Raw genomic sequence first — 18,324 nt, forward strand, 5'->3', positions numbered from 1 at the left:
CCCGGCAAGCCCAAGCACCGAAGCGCGCGACCGCACAGAATTCTCGAAGATCCGCGGGGGCTCAGCTCGGGAGAGTGGCGGGGGTGTGGGCCCGGGTGTCGGGAGCGAGGGCGCTCAGCAGGTGCGGCGCGTCGATCAGCGTGTGCGTCGCAGGATCCAGCAGGTGTGGGTGGAGCGCGTAGACCTCCGCGCCCGCTCGTGGAGTGAGGTCGCCGGTCAGCACCGCCGCGAAGTCGGCCCGGGCGGCAGCATCCTGGTCCCAGGACCGGTCGGGCTCGAGCCGCGCGGTCAGGCGGCGGGCGAAAGCCGAAAGATCCTCAGCGGGATCGCGAACGTAGCCGACCACCGAGCCGTCGGCGCACCGGACGACGACCTCGTCGGTCCGCGCCGCGGCATGCCAGCAGCAGATCTCCCACAGGCTCACCCGGTCCCCCGCGCCGTGCACCTCCTCCAGCGTCGCCGCCGCCAACGCCAACTGACCGGCGTACTTCGCGACGTTGTGCCCGGACCCTGCCGCGCTCAGGTTGACGTCGTACCAGCGCAGCTCCTTGGTCTGCAGGTCGACACCGAACGGCAGCAGGATCCTCGCGCGCCCGCCCAGGTCGAACCGCTCCTCGACCGCGGCCGGGTCGAACAACCCGGTCGGCTGCTGCATCACCCCGACGAACCCGCGCCCGAGCTCGTCGAACGGCACGTTGTTGTAGCTGAAGACCACCGGCAGCACATACCGCCCGCCGACCCGGCGCACCGCCCGCAGATCCAGATCCACGAACTCCGTCGACCCGTGCGGTCCCGGCGCGGACGTCAGGTCCCCCGAGTGCACGAGCGCGTCCTGGTCGAACCGCAGCCGCGTGTAGTCACAGAGCCCGACGAAACCCCACTCGTCGTCGAACACCGCGACCGACAGATCGAGATCGACCCGTCGCCCCTCCGGCTCGACCCAGTGCAGGAACAACCGCAGCAACTCGTCCTGCGGAATCGGCACCGCGCTCCCCCGCGTCACCCGCAGCAACGTCGACGACGTACTCCGCTCCGACGCCGGCGCCGCCAACCGCGACAACTCCTCGTCCAGCAGCACCCGCCGCAACCGCGGCAAACCCGTTGCCCGACGCAACATCTCTCCCACGAGTACGTCGGCCAGCGCCGACGCCAGCGCGGTCGGCAGCGGCTCCCGCTCGTCCATCGACGTCCAGATCCGCGCCGTCCCGCCCCGGGGGAAGAACAGTCGCAGTTCGCCGGGCGGCGTACGGACCTGTCCGAGCGCTGCCGTCAGCACCACCGGCGACACGTCCGAGACCGCGGTTGCCAAGGCGTCCACCAGCGCACCGTGCTGATCGGCGGGCAACGCTCGCGCCAACTGGACCAACCGACGCGCCAACTCCCCCGGCCGCTGTCGCAGCAGGTCGAGCGCATGAGCAGGCCGGGACCTGAACGCCTCCTCGACCCGGGACGCGAACGTGCTGATCGCCAGCCGCCCGCCTTCGACCCGCACGAACGGATGCCGGGCCGCCTCCGCCACGACTGCCCGCCCCGCGGCCGTCCCCAGATCCAGGTCGGTCCCGCGCAGCACCGCGAACGCCAGGGCGGCCCGCGGCCAGCGGGACGCGAACTCGAACGGGTGCAGGCTCTCCGCGATCCGTTTCCAGGCGCGCTCGTGCCGGAGCAGGTCCTCGATCAGCGTCTCGGCCGGCAACCGGTCGAGCCGCGCCAGCACCAGCCGCCGAGTTGCCCGCGGCAACGATTTTCGCCGGGTCGGTGGGGTCCGCAGGCCCGGGTCGGCGTCCATCAGCGCGTAGAGCAGCCGCAGCACGTCGGTGGCCGTCCCGGTGCGATCGATCAGCTCGGGATACTCGCCGACGAAGTGCGCGAGGACCAGCGCCCGCGTCTCCCGGACCGGGATGTCGTCCGGCAACCAGGACGGGTCGGCGCCAACCAGCAGCACCTGCAGGTCGGCCCGATCCGCGGCCGACAGCGGCGAGCGTCGTACCAGCAGGGTCTCGACGGTCGACTGCACCGCGTCGGCCGGCGCTACGGTCAGCAGACGCAGGCGGTCAGAGCGCACGTGGGTGGGCTGCACCTCGTCGAACGACGGCTTCAGGAACGGATCGTTCGGATCGATCCGGCGCAGGCACAGCGGGCAGGCGCTGAAGTCGGAGCCGTCCCAGCACGTCCGGCAGACGAGGTGCGCGCACGGCGAGACGGCATGCACAGCCTTCGCGTCGCCGCACAGCACACACGGCTGCTCGGGCTCCTGCAGCAACCGCGCGAACACCCTGTTGACATAGAAGGTCTCGGTGTTGCCCGGCACGCTCTCCGGAAAGCCACGGAACAGTGGCACATGCCGCTGGTCGTGACCGGACTCCGAGTCGAGTAGCTCGAGCAGGCCGCGACCGAAGCCGGCGAGGGCGTGCGCGGACAGACCGGAGCAATACCTGTACAGCCCGACCGACAAGAGGAAGCCGCGCTGGACCAGGTCGGCCTGCAACGCGGAGAGGCCGGACTGAATCGTGAGCGGCCGCCGCAACCACTGCCACGCCGACCGCCGCACCGGAGGCGTCAGGGTGGCCGGGTCGACCAGCCGCCGGCGGCGCAGCAGTACGGCGGCCTGCGCGTGCTGTTCCGGCATCACGTCTCCTCCCCGGCGGGCTCGTGGACGAACACGCCAGGGGCGGAGAGCGGACGCGCTACTTGGCCTGGTGAAGGAGAAGGAAGCACGTCCAGGAGCCGCCCCTGGCAGGAAGAACGCTACCGGGAGGCACCGACAGTTTCTGGACGACCAACAGTTCTGAACCGCAACCCTGGCCCGAACATGAAAGAGCTCCGGTACCAGGGTCGGGGCCGCCCCGCCCAGACCCCGGTACCAGAGATCTCCAGAGTAGAACGTCCACCCAAATGGGGAACCACCGGGTTCACCATCTGGCACTGATGCGCCGCGAACAAACCTTTGAACCACGCCGGATCGGGCGCAGGGAAACCCTTCCAGTTACAGGCGGGAGGTGTCGGGACACGGATTGTGGTTAGGGTCTACCGCATGGAGGGTGGGGTGATGGAGCGTGCGCGCTGGCGCGACGTGTTCGGGCATGCCGAGTTCAGGGCGTTGTTCCTGGCCGGCGTGCTGTCCGTCGCGGGCGACCAGTTGGCGCGAGTGGCGCTGTCGGTGCTCGTCTTCGACCGCACCAACTCGGCCGGCCTCACCGCTCTTACCTACGCGCTGACGTACGTCCCCGACCTGCTGTTCGGGCCACTGCTCGCCGGGTTCGCCGACCGCTACCCGCGCCGGACCGTGATGATCGTCACGGACCTCGCCCGCGCTGTTCTCGTTGCAGCCATGGCGATCGAGGCTCTGCCGCTCCTGGTCGTCATCCTGTTGCTGCTCGCACTACAGGCGTTCGGGTCACCGTTCAACGCCGCACGAGCCGCGACGCTCCCCGCCGTACTGCCGGGCGACCACTACGTCCTCGGCAAGGCTGCGAACGACATGGTCGTGCAGTTCAGCCAGGTGCTCGGCTTCGGCACCGGTGGCGTGATCGTGGTCGCAGTCGGGACGTCGGGCGGCCTCCTGCTCGACTCCGCCACCTTCCTGCTGTCCGCGGCACTCATAGCCTTCGGCGTACGCCGGCGCCCGGTGCCTGCACGTGACACCAGCGAGCCACAGGGCAGCTACTTCAAGGACCTCGCCGCAGGCTTCTCACTGGTCGTGCGTACGCCGAAATTGCGCACACTGGTCATCCTGGCGACCATCGCCGGCTTCTACGTGACCGTGGAAGGCCTGGCCGTCCCGTACGCCGCTGAGATCGGTGGCGGACCGGAAGCCGCCGGCCTGCTGCTCGCCGCGAGTCCAGCCGGTGCGGTCGCGGGCATGTGGCTGATCACGCTGTGGCCGCCGGAGGCGCGGATGCGCCTGCTCGGGCCGCTCGCCGTGCTGGCCTGTGTCCCGCTGATTGTCTGCTTCCTGGCGCCAGGGCTGCTTCCCACGGTCGCACTGTGGGCGGTGTCCGGACTGGCGTCGGCGTACCACCTGCCGACCAGCGCGGCCTTCGTCCAGGCGGTGCCCGACTCGCAGCGAGGTCAGGCCTTCGGGGTCGCGAGCACGGCGCTGAAGAGCAGTCAGGGCATCGGCATCCTGCTCGCCGGGCTGATCGCCGACCAGTCCTCGCCGTCGGTCGCGGTGGGGGTCATGGGCACCGCGGGGGCCGTTGCGGCCGTGGCGGCGGGCGCCGCGTGGAGCCGCGCCCGCCGGTCCGGGGCCGGCACCCCGGAAAGGGAGGGCCGGTGAGCGTCCGGAGATTCAGGGAATACCTCCGGACGGACTCCGTAAAATGTCGGTAAAGAAATTCCGGTGATATCCGTCAGCTCACCACTCGTTACCGCCGGTGAACCACTCGTTACCGGAACCGCCGGGCCGGCGGAGCCACTCGTTGCCACCCTGGGTGAACCACTCGTTGCCGCCGCGGAACCACTCGTTCCCGCCGTGCAGCCACTCGTTCCCACCGCCGGTGAACCACTCGTTGCCGCCGTTGAACCACTCGTTGCCGGTGCTGATCTTCGCCATGGTGCTGATCCTTCCTTCGCCATCCGTCAGATGGATTTACGCGGGCCCGGGGATGACCTCGCGTGAACGGGCAGTTACTATTACGGAATAACCGCTCAGGTCTAACCGTGTGAGGCCACCATGATTCTGATCGGTCGGAGCAATTGGGTGCCACCCCGCCTTTGGAAGCTCTGGTCGTTGCCGCGTCCTGCGCTGAGCTACGTGCTCGGCGTGGACGCCGTCGCAGTCATGATCACCGCCCTGGCTCTGGCCTCGACGGTCTCCGGCGCCCGAACCGGCGTCAGGCCGACCGAGTGGGTCGCCTTCGCGGTGCTGGCGGCCGCCTCGGTCCTTCACCTGGAGTCTGCCCGCGGAATCGAGCGCCGACGCGAGATGGCGGCGAACACTTCGCCGTACACCAACCTGAAGAGCCTCTGGGTGTTCGCCGGGCTGCTGCTGCTCCCGCTGAGCCTGGTGGTCGCGCTGATCGTGGTCTCGTACGGGTACTCCTGGATCCGCGTCTACGGCCGCACCATCGCCCACCGCAAGGTGTTCTCGGCCAGCACGTTCATCCTGGCCAGTGCGGCCGCGGCCGCGGTACTGCGTGGTGGCGGCCTGCTGGCCGAGCCCCGCGTGCCGACCGGGCCGTGGACGCTGTTGGTCGTCGTGGGCGCGGCCGCGACCTGGTGGCTGGTGAACTTCGCGCTGGTGATCGGCGCGATCCTGTTGTCCTCCCCTGACGCCACCGCCCGTGGCGCGCTGGGTGACCTTGCGGACCAGCTCGTCGTGGTGGCCGGCCTCGGCCTGGGTGTAGCGGTGGCCGCGCTGCAGGCGTCGTACCCGTGGGTGGTGCCGATCCTGATGGTGACCGTGCTGGCGCTGCACCGCGACCTGCTGCTGCCGCAGTTCCAGCGGGCTGCGGGGACGGATGTGAAGACCGGACTGGCGACTCCGGCGTACTGGGCGAGCGCAGTGCCGGCCGAGCTGGCTCGCGCGGAGACTCTGCGCTCCTCGGTCGGTCTGCTGATGCTGGACCTGGACAAGTTCAAGGAGATCAACGACACCTACGGCCACCCGGCCGGCGACCAGGCGCTGCGTGCCGTCGGTGAGAGCGTGCGTGCGGAGGTCCGGCAGGGCGATCTGGTCGCACGGGTCGGTGGAGACGAGTTGGCCGTGCTGCTGCCCGGTGCCTCGGAAGGTGAGGTACTAGAGGTCGCGGAGCGGATCCGGGACCGGCTGAGCACGCTGAGCGTGTCCGTGGACACGGCCACGGAGACGACCGCGGTGATCACCGGCGTACCGGCGTCGTTCGGCGCCGCGGTGTATCCGGACGTCGCCGACACGATGGATCAGCTGGTGCTGGCGGCCGACAACGCACTGCTCAGCGCGAAGCGGGACGGGCGCAACCGCATCGTGGCGGCCCGCCCGAACCCGCCGGCAGTCACCGAGCACACAGACCAGCCGGTCGGCGACTAGCGCACTCTGGTCAGGGTCGGCGACTAGCGCACTCTGATCAGGGCTTTGCCGAGCAGTTGGCGCTGCTCCAGGGCCCTGTGTGCGTCGGCGACGTGGTCGAGGTCGTAGACCTGGTCCACCACGGGCTTGAGGTCGCCCGCGACGGCTCTGGCGATCACTTTGGCGCCGGTGATCGTCGTACTGGTCGTGTCGGCTCTGAGGTCGTAGATGCCTTTCACTGTGATCCCACGACGCTCCGCCTCGTCGGCGTCGTACGCCGCGAAGCCGCCGCTCGGGGCGCCGTGCGCGGAGAACCAGCCGCCGTCCCGAAGGACCGTGAACGCGGCCGCCCCGAGCTCGCCGCCGGCGCCGTCGAAGACGATGTCGGCGCCCAGGTTGCCGGTCGCCTCGAGCACCTGCTTCTCCCAGCCCGGCTTGGAGTAGTCGACCACCACATCCGCGCCCTGCGCCTTGCTCAGGTCGAGTTTGGCCTGACCGCGCGCGGCCGCGACGACGTGTGCGCCGGCCTTGTGTGCGAGCTGGACCAGGAGCAGACCCATGCCACCGGCGGACGCGGTGACCAGCACCTCCTTGCCCTGCATCGGTGGCGCGAGCTCCTCCAGCATCAGGGCGGTGAAGCCGTCGCCGAAGACCGCGATCGCGGTCTCTAGGTCGAGCCCGGTCGGGACCTCGACGAGACTCGCGGCGTCGGCGTTCGACAGCTCGGCGTGCGCGCCGAAGCCGACCGCGCGGCCGACGACGGTCTTGCCGATCCAGTCGGCCGGCACCTGTTCGCCGACCGCGCGGACGGTGCCGGCGAGCGCACCGCCGGGGACGTACGGCGGTTGGACGTCGAAGAACTGGCCGTGACCGCCGCTGCGGATCGCGGTCTCGACGAAGATGACGTCGGCGACGGCGACCTCGACCTGCGCCTCACCGGCTGACGGCACGGGGTCGGGCCAGTCCTGGGTCCTGATCACCTCGGGCCCACCGAACTCGGTCACCACTGCTGCTCTCATTCGCTGCTCCTTCAGGGACTCTGTGAGCTTCGAGGCTGCAACCTCAACTTGTGTTCAGGTCAAGTCGGGGCGGTTGTCCACAGGGCCTTGCGACCGGCGGGAATCTGTCGGTGGTCCGGCGTACTGTGCAGGGCATGTTCGACGCCGTCTTCGTCCCTGCCGACCCGCCCCGCGCGGGCAGGCTGGCGTTGTACGGCGACCTCGCGGCGGCCGGCGAGGTCGCCGACGGGACGGTGGAGCTCGTGCTGCCGAAGGGCTCACAGGTGCGCCGGACGACGGTGCCGGCGCGGTGGCTGACCGTCTCGCAGGTCCTCGACCGGGTGTCGGATCCCGCCGGCTCCGAGAGTTGGGAGGCGTGGCGGACGGCGACGCTGGCCGGGCTGTCGCTGATCGCCCGTGGGCGGGTGGTCCCCGACAGCAGCCCGAGCGGCTACGGCGCTTGGCGGGTAGCGCCGCTGGATCCGCTGGACCGCGGCTGGTTGAAGAACCTCGGTGCGGCGATGCCGCCGTACGCACATGCCCTGCCGATCGAGGGGACGCGACCGGTGCGGCTGGTCGATCCCGAGCAGTTGGTGCGCGCGTTCTGGGACGCGATCGCCGACACGCTCGTGCGGACGTCGGCCGCGGCTGTCGCCGTACGTCCCGGTGCGTCGGCGTTCGCGGCGGTGGAGCCGGTGTCGCTGACGGGCTCGACCGCGTGGCTGGAGGAGACCGCGCAGAGCGAGGAGGCCGGTGCGCGGTTGGTGCTGCGGATCGAGCCGCCCGAGGAGGAGGCCGAGTTCCGGGCGGTGCTGCAGTTGCGCAGCGGTGTGGATCCCAGTCTGCTCGTGGACGTCGAGGACGTGTGGAACGCGCCGGCCGCCGTACTGTCCGCGCTGGGCGAGCGTGCGGAGACGGACCTGCTGCTGGCCTTGCGGCGCGGGGCCCGGGTGTGGCCGCCGCTGGGAGCTGCGCTGCGGGATGCGGCGCCCTCCGAGATCGACGTCGACGATGCGGCGCTCGAGGAGTTGGCCGAGGGCAGCACCGAGCTCGAGGGCGCCGGGATCGAGGTGCTCTGGCCCACCGAGCTGTTTGCGGGTGAGTTGGCCGTGCGCGGGACGGTTGCGACGCCGACGCCCGGAGCGGTGACCGGGCCGGACTTCAACCTGAACGAACTGATGGCGTTCCGCTGGCGACCGACGCTCGACGGGCAGGAGCTGACGGAGCAGGAGGTGGCGGCGCTCGCGGAGGCGAAGCGGCCGATGATCCGGATGCGCGGGCGCTGGGTGCGGGTCGACCACGACCTCGTCCGGAAGCTGCGGCGCGGCGAGTCGCGGAAGCTGACCGGCGCGGAGGCGCTCGGAGCGGCGCTGACCGGCGCTCTCGAGGTCGACGGTGAGTTGATCGCCTTCGACGCGAACGGTTCGCTGGCGTCGATGCTCGCGCGTTTGCGGTCGGCCGAGGAGCCCGCGCCGTTCGTCTCTCCTGCCGGGTTGCGGGCGACACTGCGCGACTACCAACGGCGTGGTGTGGCCTGGATGGCGCAGCTTGCCGATCTCGGCCTGGGCGGCTGTCTGGCCGACGACATGGGTCTGGGCAAGACGATCCAGGTGATCGCGTTGCACCTCCAACTGCAGGGCCGTGGCCCGACGTTGGTGGTCTGTCCGTCGACACTGCTCGGGACGTGGGAGCGCGAGTTCGCCCGCTTCGCGCCGGACGTGCCCACCCGGCGGTTCCACGGTGCCGGGCGGAGCCTCGCCGACCTCTCCCCCGACGAGGTCGTCCTGACCACGTACGGCGTGGTCCGGCAGGATCACCGAGTGCTCGGCGAGGTGTTCTGGGGGCTCGCGGTCGCAGACGAGGCGCAGCACGCGAAGAACCCGCTCTCCCGGACGGCGCGGGCGTTGAGGACGTTGCCATCGGCAACCAGGATCGCGCTGACCGGGACACCGGTCGAGAACCGGTTGTCCGAGCTGTGGTCGATCCTGGACTGGGCGGCGCCGGGGTTGCTCGGGACGCTCGACCGGTTCCGGCACGACGTCGCCGTACCGGTGGAGCGGTTCCACGACGAGGAGGCGACAGCGCGGCTCGCGCGGGTGACGCGGCCGTTCCTGCTGCGGCGGCGGAAGAGTGATCCCGGGATCGCGCCGGAGCTCCCGCAGAAGACCGAGCACGACGTCGTCGTACCCCTCACCGTCGAGCAGGCCACGCTGTACCAGGCCGTGGCGAAGGAGACGTTGGCGAAGATCGAGTCGGCCGAGGGGATCGCGCGGCGCGGGCTGGTGCTGAGCCTGCTGACGCAGCTGAAGCAGGTGTGCAACCATCCGGCACAGTTCCTGCACGAGCCGGGGCCGCTGGAGCGGCGCTCGGGCAAGCTGGCCGCGCTCGACGAGCTGCTCGACGTCATCCTGGCCGAGGGCGAATCGGTGCTGATCTTCAGCCAGTACGTCGAGATGTGCCGGCTGATCGAGGCGCATCTGGCGGCGCGACGGGTCAAATCGTTGTTCCTGCACGGTGGGATCGGGGTGCGGAAGCGAGAACAGTTGGTCGCGGAGTTCCAGGCCGGCGAGGCCCAGGTGTTCCTGCTGTCGCTGAAGGCGGGTGGGGTCGGGCTGACGCTGACGCGGGCGACGCACGTGGTGCATTACGACCGGTGGTGGAACCCGGCGGTCGAGGACCAAGCGACCGACCGCGCGTACCGCATCGGGCAGGATCGGCCGGTCCAGGTCCATCGGTTGGTCACCGAGAACACGTTGGAAGACCGCATCTCCACAGTGATCGCCGGCAAGCGAGACCTCGCCGACGCGGTGGTCGGCTCCGGCGAGGCCTGGTTGAGCGAACTCTCCGACACTGAGCTGACCGAGCTTGTAGAGCTCTCGACCACGCCCGCCAAGTCCGGCTCGGCCAGCGCCTACAACCCATCGGCCGTCGGCCGCGCACCGACCGCCGGCACGTCACCCAGCCCACAGCCGGGCAGGTTGGGTGGGGGTGACGTTGATGAATGAGCGGGTGCCGTGGCAGGGGTGGCGGCGGAGAGGTGAGGATGCCGGGCTGCCCGCAGCGAAGGGTCCTGGCAGTCGGCGGCCGTTCGGCGCGACATGGTGGGGCCGGGCGTGGCTGGAGGCGTTGGAGCAACGGGCCCGACTGGATCCGAACCGGTTGTCCCGCGGACGGTCGTACGCGCGTCGCGGGAGTGTGCTCGAGTTGACGGTCTCCCCCGGACAGGTCGAGGCCGTGGTCCAGGGCAGCCGCGTCACGCCGTACCAGGTGACGGTCCGGATCCGCGCGTTCACGACCGCCGAGTGGGACGCCGTACTCGACGTCGTCTCGTCCCAGATCGGCCGGGTCGCAGCCCTCCTCGACGGTGAGCTTCCACCGGAGGTCGTGGACGACGTCCATGCCGCCGGCCTGGACCTCCTGCCCGGCGCCGGCGAGGTCCTGACCAACTGCAGCTGCCCCGACTTCGCCGTACCGTGCAAACACTCCGCCGCCGTCTGCTACCTGATCGCCGACGCCCTCGACGACGACCCCTTCGCCCTGCTCCTCCTCCGCGGCCGCCCCCGCGAAGACCTCCTCACCGCCCTCCGCAGCCGCCGCTCCACCACCACGCCCTCCAGCACGCCACCCCCCAAGCCACCACCTGCCGGCATCCCGGCCCGCAAAGCCTTCGCTCAGCACCTGACCACGGCTTCAGGTCAGGCGCGCGACCGTGGGCCGGGCCAGGCGGGTGGTTTGCCGGGGCAGGTGAGTGGTTTGCCGGCGCCGCCTCGGCCGATGGGGTCGCCCGGGCAGCCGGCGGCGGTCAAGGCCCTGGATCCACCGCGCTCCTCCGGCGTCGACGTACGCGACCTGGTCGCCCTCGCGACCGACGCCGCCCGCCGCGCCTGGGAGCTCGCGTCCGGCGACGCGGACGGCGGCCTGCACCTCACGTTCGAGCAAGACCTGGCCCGCCGCGCAGCCCAACTCCTGGGTGCGCCGGAGCTCGCGGACCTCGCCCACCGAGCGAACATCTCGGCCCGCCAGCTCACCAGCTGGGCTGCAGCCTGGCAGCAAGCCGGCCCCGGCGGCCTCGCCGCCACCATCGACGACCCCACCGACGCCGACCCCCAAGCCCTGGCCGAAGGCCTCGACGCCCTACCCGGCACCACCGAAGGCAACCGAATCACCGCGGGCCGCACCCAACTCCGCCTGGCCCAAGACGGCCTCTGGTACCGCTTCGACCAACACTTCAACGACTGGACCCTGACCCGACCACCCTCGCCCGATCCCCGGGACCTCCTGACGGACGACACTGATTTCCCGCCCGGCGCGGCACGCCCTAAGCTGCGGCCGAAGTGACTTCCTGGGGAGGGGCAACGAATGCGTCGTGTCGCCGCCGGCCTCACGTGCGCCCTGGTCCTCCTGGCCCTGCCCGCGTGCGACGCCGACGAACCAGCTAAGCCCGCCGCGCAGACGACACCATCGCCGACAGCAACACCGCCATCGACCGCGCCGCCATCGACCGCGCCGACGTCGACCAGCGACCTCTGCGAACGCGTCCTCCCAACGCTGGCCGGTGACTGGAAAGCGGAGTTCAGGACCGCCTTCTACGCACCACCAGCCGACGGCTGCCGCCTGATCGACGGCGCACAGCCGGGCCACGCCATCAGGGTCTCGGTCTCGATCCTCCCGGTCAGCGTGGCGGAGGCGGCCGCGGTACGGCGACTCGACGAGGCGCAACTCGGGACAGACACCGTCGCCAAGATCATCGACGGCGGACTCGGAGCCGATTCCTGGGCATGGAATCCGGCCGCTGCCGCTCCGCGGCTTGCGTTCCGCACCGGTGACCGGCTCGTCAGGGTCGCCGCGGAGGACTTCCGTGAAGACGGCCTGAACGAACTCAAAGCAATCGCACGGGCAATCGCCGCCCTCCCCGGAGGAATCCCGGCACCCCAGCCGGTCGTCGAGAGACCCGAATGCGCACGCGGGACAGCCGCTGCCGAAAGCCTGCTCGGCAGCAAGGCGGTGGTCCGCCGCGACGCCGTCGTCGATGGACACCTGTTTTGCCAATGGGGTACGCCGACCCGCGTCGTCCAGACCAGCTCCGGAGGCATCGGATCCGACGAGTATCTCACCTTCACCGCCCTGCGGGACGCCGGGGGCAGCCAACTGAACATCACCCGCCGCGTGGCCATCGGCGCCGAAGGCTGGCAGCAGACCGACGGCCCGCTCGCGTTCCGCACTCCCCAGGAGACCTTCGTCTCGATCAGGGTCGCCCCGTTCTCGACCATGCGAGCGATCCCCGTCGCGGCGCTCGCCCGAGCGATCGAGCCCGCCTACGTGCGCTGACCACCCCGCTCGGTGACGAAGGCTTCGGTCAGGCGGGTGATGAGGTTGTACGGGATCGGGTTGTTCAGGGGGAACTTCAGGGTGCCTTTGCCTGAGCGGTAGGGCTCGAGGGCGGCGGCCAGCTCTTCGTCGACGGGTGGGATCGGGTAGATGGAGAGGTGTTCCTTCCAGGCGCTGAAGTAGAGCAGGTACTTCCCGCCGAGCGTGATGGTCGGGATCTGGTAGCTGATCTTCTCCCCCGCGTCCGGGACGACGGCGCGGACGGTACGGCGTACCTCCTCCAACACCTCCCGTACGTCGGCCGGGAACGACGCGATGTACTCGTCCACGCTCGTGAACTTGTTCTCCGCCATACCCATCATCCTGACCGGCCGACGGACCGCGTGCTAGGGGCGGCGGCGCAGCGAGGTGTGCGTCTCCAGCGCGGTGACGAGGTGGTCCGCGATCGTCCGGTGGCCGGAGACCGACGGGTGGACGCCGTCGGTCGTGTCGGCCTCGGTGATCCAGCCGGTGGAGTCGACCAGGACGAGCCGCGGGTCGTCGACCGACTTGACGGCCGCCTGGATCACGTCGTTGTGCTTGCCGTTGAACGGCGTCAGCGACACGATCGTCGCCGCCGGGTACGCCGTCCGGACGCGCCGCACCAAGTCGGCGTACTGCTCCGGCTCGAGCGTCTCGTCGTTCACGCCGAGGTTGATGACCACGACGTCCGGCTCCTCGACCCGCTCGGCCGGCGACCCGGCGAAGTTCCAGCCGAACGACTCCACGCCCGGCGGCACGTCGCCGTTCCCCGGCCGGAGGATCCCCTGCCGCCCGAAGCCGACCTGGTACGACGTACCGCCGAAAGCGCGCGCGGTCAGATAGGCGTACGACACCGTGCCGTCGGCGCCGTCGGACTCCGGCTCGGTGCTGAGCGCGCGTACGCCCTGCGTGATCGAGTCGCCGTAGAACTCGAGCCGCGGTCCGCCCGGGCGGCCGCTCAACCGCAGCCGGCTGTTCACGTCCAGCACCAGCCCGGCGAACACGACCGCGCACTCGAACGGCGGGTTCCACCGGTTGACGTGCTCGTTGACGTCCTTGACCACGACCTCGACCTGGTGCCGGCCGTCGGGCGCGGACAGCTCGATCACCGGGTTCTCGACCAGGTGGAGCGCCGGCTCGCCGTCGTCGATCGTGATCCACAGGTGCGGCGCGATGGTGAGCCCGTCCGTGTCGAACAGCAACTGCAGCCACTCACCCGCGAACGAGAACGAGATCCGCGAGCCCGAGTTGACGGTGATCGCCACCCCGGGCTGGTGCCCCCACTGGCCTTCCAGCACGATGCGCGGGTCTCCGGGCGCGACGACCTCACCAGGCTCGAACGGCACGTGTCACTCCTCAATCTTCGGCGTCGACCGCAATTCTGCCTGGCCGCTCACCACCCTTCCTTCCGAGCCCGCGCCTCGAACAGCAGGATGCCGGCGGACAACGCGACGTTCAGCGAGTCCGCCTGCCCGAGCATCGGGATCGACACCGCCCCGCACCCCTGCTCGTGCGTCTGTTCGTGCCACGCCTTCGACAGCCCGGCGCCCTCCGAACCGACCACGAAGGCCGTCGGTCCGTCGTACGTACGTTCGCGGTAGCTGCCGCTCGCCGCCGGGTGAGCCAGGTGGATCTGGAAGCCGTGGCCGCGCAACCAGGTGGCCGCTGCCGCGACGTCGTCGAACTCGACGATCGGCGTGGTCAGGATCGTCCCGCGACTGGCGGAGTACACCGCCGGATGACTCGGCCGCGCCCGGCGGCTGGTCAGGACGAGGCAGTCGGCGTTGGCGGCGTCGACGGTACGGATCAGGGTGCCGAGGTTGCCGGCGTACTCGACTCCGTCGGCCACCAGGACCAGGGACGAGTTGGTGAACCGCAACGTCTGCGGACGCCAGACGGGCAGCCGGACGATCGAGATCAGGCCGTCCGAACGCGTCCTGCGGGAGACGCGGGTGAGCAGCTTCTCCGAGATGCGGTACACCTCGGTCGCGCGATCGGCGATCCGGTCGACGGCGTACGTCGTACCGGCCTCGGGGCACCAGAAGAGCGCCTCGATCGGGGACTCGGTGGTGAGTAGGCGGTCGTGTTCCCACGTGCCCTCGATCATGATCCGGCCGGGTGCGCCGTCCTTGCGGACGGTCAGCAGGTCACGGACCCGCGGGTGCTGCGCGCCGATCGAGCGCGCTCGGGGAACGGCAGGGTGCACGGTCATGTGCAAGCTCCGGAAGGAGAGAATTAGCAAGCGCGCCGGGGACCCTGTCGTGGGTCACACGCCGGCGTGGCGAACGCCCGAAGGCGCCGTGGTCTGGACGCGGTCTACCTGGACCGCATCAGCCAAGGATTCTCTTCACGCTTCGGATAGTAAGCACCCCCCACCCACCCCGCACCCCGTTTTCCACACCCCACCCTCCCTCAGCTCATCCACCCCACACCCCGGCCTCACTCCCCCGCAACCCCGCTCTCCCCACCCTCCCCGTCCACCCACCCTCGACCCCCACCCGCTCCTCGCCCGTCCGGTCACCCAACCTCCCCACCGCTCCTCCACCCCCAACCCGGCGCCCCCGCCCGTGAGACCCGCCTCCCCGGCCCTCGCCGTTCACCCACCCTCGACCCCCACCCACTCCTGACCTGTCCGGTCACCCACCCTGCCCGCCTCTCGACACCCATCCCCAACCCGGCCCCCGCCCGCAGGACCCGCCTTCCCGCCCCTCGCCGTTCGTCCACAGGCCGACACCAACCCGGTTTTGGTCTGTCGGTGTGCCCGCTCACCCCGCCCTTCTTGTTTGTCCACAGGTCGACGGCATCCCGGTTTTGGCCTGTCGGTGTGCCCGCTCACCCCGCCCTTCTCGTTTGTCCACAGGTCGGTGGCATCCCGGTTTTGGTCTGTCGGTGCGGGTGGTTAGAGTCCTTTCCTCTGGTAGCCGGGCGCTGTCACACGGGAGGGAGTACGGATGGACGCCACCTTGCTGGACGCCGAGGCCGAGGCCGCCGTACTGCGCGTCTACCGCCAGGTCTTCGCGGTCCTCGCCCGCGAGGCCGGCGCGATGATCGTCGACCCCGAGCTACTGGATGTCGACCAAGCGATCCTGGACGCGTTCGCCGAGGCCGGCAGCGACGGCCTGACCGTGGAGCAGGCGACGCTGGCCTGCCGCGCCTACCCGCACGACGTGATCGTCCGGCGCTTCGAGGTCCTCCGGCAGTACGGCGCCATCACCAAGCTCGTCGACCGTCCGAACGAACTGCGCCACCGCGCCGCGTTCGCGCCGTACGTCATGCTGATGTTCCTGCGCCGCATGTCCGTCCAGGGCGGCCAAGCGGAGCTGCACCAACTACTCACGCTCGAAGCGCACAGCGTCAGCGATCCGCAGGCGACCGTCGACCAAGGCCAGGCGTCGATCGAGCGGCTGACGAAGGTCTTCCGCCTGCTCGGCAACGAGCTCGCGATCCTGGTGTCGACCAGCACGACCGCCCAGCTGCGGGAGAACGCGCAGCTCGCCTGGGGCAACGAGCGCCTGATCGAGCAGGCCGAAAAGGTCCACCGGATCGTTCTCGAGCGGTGGCCGAGCCTGCACCGCGCCTGTACGTCGCTGCGCATGTCGCTGGCCGCGTACGCCGACGCCGTACAACTGGCTGCGGGACGCCTGGTGGAGCGAGCCGGTACGACGCGTGCGCTCGGGCTACTGCCGATCGAGACGTGGCTGACGTTCACCCGGAGCAGCGAGCCCGACGTACTCGCGGGCGTGCTGGACGGCCTGCTGTTCGACGCGGCCGCGCCGGACTTCTCGCCGCAGACAATGGTCGAGGCGGTCGAGACCGGTCGACGGACCGGGACCGCGCGGATGGCGCCGCCGCGACCGACCGAGGACACTGCCGCGCCGGAGTCGGCCGCGGCGACGGACCGCGAGGAGTTGCGCGCCGAGGCCGAGCGGGTGCTCGCCGGACGACCGTCCGTGGATGTCGTCGAGGTGGTCGACGAGGCCGGCGACTGGATCACCGCTCGGCGGGTGCTGGCGGAGTTGACGGCGGCGCATCTGCATGACGAGCTCGACTACGAGCTGGTGTGGTCGGACGGGATGCGGATCGACCCGAACGCCGGGACGCCGTGGGCGACCGAAGGCGTGTTCAGGCGGGTGACACGATGAGTACGCCGTCGGAGGCCGTCGAGCGGCGGCTCTACAACGCCTTGTGGTGGGCGAAGGTGCAGTCCGCCGGCCCGCTCGAGGTCCCGCCGGACACGCCTGCAGTCGCCGGCCTGACACGAGCCGCATCACCGGACGGTTCGACGGTGTGGTTGGTTCCCACGTTGCCTTCGGGCGCCGGTCACACGGTGCTGGAGGAGCTCGGCACTCCCCCGGTCGCCGTCGAGCAGCCGAACGAGACGGCCCGCGTTCTCTCGATCTGCGTGGCCTGCTGCTGGACGGACCGCAGCGGCCCGGCATGGCCCGGCTCGGTCGGGACCCTCGCGCAGATCCGGTCCGTGTACGCCGGCATGCGCGGCCGGCACGAACAGTCGAGCGACCTCACGCTGATCATCGGCAGCCTCCGCCGCCTCCATGCAACCCACTGGCTCCTGTGGAACGAGAAGGCCGGCGAGGTCCGTATGGGCCCGCGCGTCATCACCTGGACCGCCACAGACCAAGCCACCCTCAGAGACCTCTGCCGCCATCTCCCCGACCCCCCACCCGCGGTCCTCGCCGAACCCCCAGCACCGCACCCCGAATCCGACCCCCTACCCCCCGCTCCAGATGACCAGCGCCAGGCCCCGAATCCTGCCGCCGCGGAAGCGCCGCGCCCAGCCTCGGACGCCGTCCCGGACCAGCCGCCCGCCTCGGATCCCACTCCGGACCAGGCCCCGGCCCCGGATCAGCCGCTCGCCGCCGACCAGCCAGGCCCGGCCTCCGACCCTGCCCCGGACCAGCAGCACCCGACCCCGGACCAGCTGCAACCGGCCTCGACCGTTGCCTCGGACCAGCCGCACCCAGCCGGGAACGCTGACCCGGACCAGCCGCACCCGACCCCGGACCAGCTGCAACCGGCCTCGACCGTTGCCTCGGACCAGCCGCACCCAGCCGGGAACGCTGACCCGGACCAGCCCCCGGCCCCGGATCAGCCGCCCGCCTCCGACCAGCCGAGCCCGGCCTCGGACTCTGGCCCGGATCAGCCGCCTACCTCGGATCCCACTCCGGAGCAGCCCCGGGCCACGGAGCCGTTGTCCTCGGAGGCGGCGGATGACTGAGCAGCATGCGTTGTTCGATCCACTGCTACAGGACCTGAGCGATCGAGGCCGCGACGAGGTGCTCGCCGCGTTTAGCGCCGTGCAGTACGCCGCGCACCCGGTCGCCGAGGTGCAGCTGGCCGGCCTGCGCGACGTGACGCTTCGTCGACATGTCGCAAAGATGCTGAAGCTGATCGGCCGGACTCTCGTCCACGTCGACGGCACCCACTGGACGTCCGGCTACGCGGACGACATCGCCGAGACGTTGACCGCGCAGGGCTGGCAACCGTTGTCGGTCGTCGACCGCGCGGTGCTGGTGCTCGTCCTGATCCACTCGGTCGCCATCCCCCGCAGCGAAGGGATCCTGACCGGCGACAGCTGGAAGTCGGCCCGCCCGACGACGGTCGACGAGCTCCGCACGACCAAGATCAGCGGCGAGGAACGACGCCTGGCCCTGCAGCGCCTCCGAGCAGCCGGCCTGATCCAGCTGTCCGGCGACCACTCCGGCGGGCCGAGCTACATCCCCGGCCCTCAGCTGCAGCGTCTCACTCCCGCAGCCCGACGCCGGCTCCAGGACCAACTCATCCTGGCCGCCGCTCCCGCCAGCCCGATCGCGGAGGCAATCCGCGCCCGCAACGGCACCCCAGCCCCACCCGCCTCCGCAAGCAACACCGACACCAGAGCGGTCGCGACCAGCCTCGCGGCAGAACGCCGTACGGACACCGAAGGAAACGGATGAGCAAGCACAGCGCCTGGGTTTCATCCGTGCACGGAAA

Annotated in this window: 14 protein-coding genes; 8 read left to right on the forward strand and 6 right to left on the reverse strand. The window is 70.6% G+C overall.

What is annotated here, in order from left to right; genetic code table 11:
- Positions 1-61: 61 nt before the first annotated feature.
- Entirely contained in the window at positions 62-2,626 is a 2,565-nt protein-coding gene (locus tag ACQPYZ_RS23400; protein ID WP_433159783.1) for an MXAN_6230/SCO0854 family RING domain-containing protein, read from the reverse strand.
- Between the two features lie 405 nt (positions 2,627-3,031).
- Here ACQPYZ_RS23400 and ACQPYZ_RS23405 point away from each other — a divergent pair, with 405 nt between their 5' ends.
- The gene (locus tag ACQPYZ_RS23405; protein WP_433159786.1) at positions 3,032-4,276 is read left to right on the forward strand and encodes an MFS transporter; all 1,245 of its coding nucleotides are present in this window, start codon (positions 3,032-3,034) and stop codon (positions 4,274-4,276) included.
- 78 nt (positions 4,277-4,354) lie between these two features.
- Here ACQPYZ_RS23405 and ACQPYZ_RS23410 read toward each other — a convergent pair whose 3' ends face one another.
- Positions 4,355-4,552, reverse strand: coding sequence for a DEAD/DEAH box helicase (locus ACQPYZ_RS23410; RefSeq protein ID WP_433159789.1), 198 nt, complete (start codon positions 4,550-4,552; stop codon positions 4,355-4,357).
- A 177-nt stretch (positions 4,553-4,729) separates the two neighbouring features.
- Here ACQPYZ_RS23410 and ACQPYZ_RS23415 point away from each other — a divergent pair, with 177 nt between their 5' ends.
- Positions 4,730-6,007, forward strand: coding sequence for a diguanylate cyclase (locus ACQPYZ_RS23415; protein ID WP_433159792.1), 1,278 nt, complete (start codon positions 4,730-4,732; stop codon positions 6,005-6,007).
- A 23-nt stretch (positions 6,008-6,030) separates the two neighbouring features.
- Here ACQPYZ_RS23415 and ACQPYZ_RS23420 read toward each other — a convergent pair whose 3' ends face one another.
- Complete coding sequence (locus ACQPYZ_RS23420; RefSeq protein ID WP_433159795.1) at positions 6,031-7,005, reverse strand: zinc-binding dehydrogenase; 975 nt, start codon at positions 7,003-7,005, stop codon at positions 6,031-6,033.
- Between the two features lie 134 nt (positions 7,006-7,139).
- Between ACQPYZ_RS23420 and ACQPYZ_RS23425 the strand changes: the two genes are divergently transcribed.
- The 3 genes from ACQPYZ_RS23425 to ACQPYZ_RS23435 are packed head-to-tail and all read left to right on the forward strand — an operon-like array spanning position 7,140 to position 12,312.
- The gene (locus ACQPYZ_RS23425; protein ID WP_433159798.1) at positions 7,140-9,989 is read left to right on the forward strand and encodes a DEAD/DEAH box helicase; all 2,850 of its coding nucleotides are present in this window, start codon (positions 7,140-7,142) and stop codon (positions 9,987-9,989) included.
- On the forward strand, positions 9,982-11,322 hold the full coding sequence (locus ACQPYZ_RS23430; protein WP_433159801.1) for an SWIM zinc finger family protein: 1,341 nt from the start codon (positions 9,982-9,984) through the stop codon (positions 11,320-11,322). The genes ACQPYZ_RS23425 and ACQPYZ_RS23430 overlap by 8 nt, the downstream gene beginning before the upstream one ends.
- A 21-nt stretch (positions 11,323-11,343) precedes the next feature.
- On the forward strand, positions 11,344-12,312 hold the full coding sequence (locus ACQPYZ_RS23435; protein WP_433159804.1) for a hypothetical protein: 969 nt from the start codon (positions 11,344-11,346) through the stop codon (positions 12,310-12,312).
- On the opposite strand, the gene ACQPYZ_RS23440 is transcribed toward ACQPYZ_RS23435, so the two are convergent.
- Genes ACQPYZ_RS23440 through ACQPYZ_RS23450 form a run of 3 tightly spaced genes read right to left on the reverse strand, consistent with a single transcriptional unit; the run spans position 12,300 to position 14,545 of the window.
- The gene (locus ACQPYZ_RS23440) at positions 12,300-12,665 is read right to left on the reverse strand and encodes an iron chaperone (protein WP_433159806.1); all 366 of its coding nucleotides are present in this window, start codon (positions 12,663-12,665) and stop codon (positions 12,300-12,302) included. The genes ACQPYZ_RS23435 and ACQPYZ_RS23440 overlap by 13 nt on opposite strands.
- 33 nt (positions 12,666-12,698) lie before the next feature.
- Positions 12,699-13,679: a GDSL-type esterase/lipase family protein gene (locus ACQPYZ_RS23445; protein ID WP_433159809.1), complete on the reverse strand. Its 981-nt coding sequence runs from the start codon at positions 13,677-13,679 to the stop codon at positions 12,699-12,701.
- A 47-nt stretch (positions 13,680-13,726) separates the two neighbouring features.
- On the reverse strand, positions 13,727-14,545 hold the full coding sequence (locus ACQPYZ_RS23450; protein ID WP_433159812.1) for a TrmH family RNA methyltransferase: 819 nt from the start codon (positions 14,543-14,545) through the stop codon (positions 13,727-13,729).
- Positions 14,546-15,284: 739 nt separating this feature from the next.
- Between ACQPYZ_RS23450 and ACQPYZ_RS23455 the strand changes: the two genes are divergently transcribed.
- From ACQPYZ_RS23455 to ACQPYZ_RS23465, 3 genes are read left to right on the forward strand one after another with little or no spacing between them, the layout of a single operon-like run.
- Positions 15,285-16,475, forward strand: coding sequence for a hypothetical protein (locus ACQPYZ_RS23455; protein ID WP_433159815.1), 1,191 nt, complete (start codon positions 15,285-15,287; stop codon positions 16,473-16,475).
- Positions 16,472-17,569 carry a hypothetical protein gene (locus ACQPYZ_RS23460; RefSeq protein ID WP_433159819.1) on the forward strand — a complete coding sequence of 366 codons (1,098 nt, stop codon included), beginning with the start codon at positions 16,472-16,474 and terminating at the stop codon, positions 17,567-17,569. The genes ACQPYZ_RS23455 and ACQPYZ_RS23460 overlap by 4 nt, the downstream gene beginning before the upstream one ends.
- On the forward strand, positions 17,562-18,287 hold the full coding sequence (locus ACQPYZ_RS23465; RefSeq protein ID WP_433159822.1) for a hypothetical protein: 726 nt from the start codon (positions 17,562-17,564) through the stop codon (positions 18,285-18,287). Before ACQPYZ_RS23460 ends, ACQPYZ_RS23465 begins: the two co-directional genes overlap by 8 nt.
- Positions 18,288-18,324: the final 37 nt, after the last annotated feature.

The sequence above is a fragment of the Kribbella sp. CA-247076 genome (assembly GCF_050942445.1).
In the GTDB taxonomy this organism is placed as follows: Bacteria; Actinomycetota; Actinomycetes; order Propionibacteriales; family Kribbellaceae; genus Kribbella.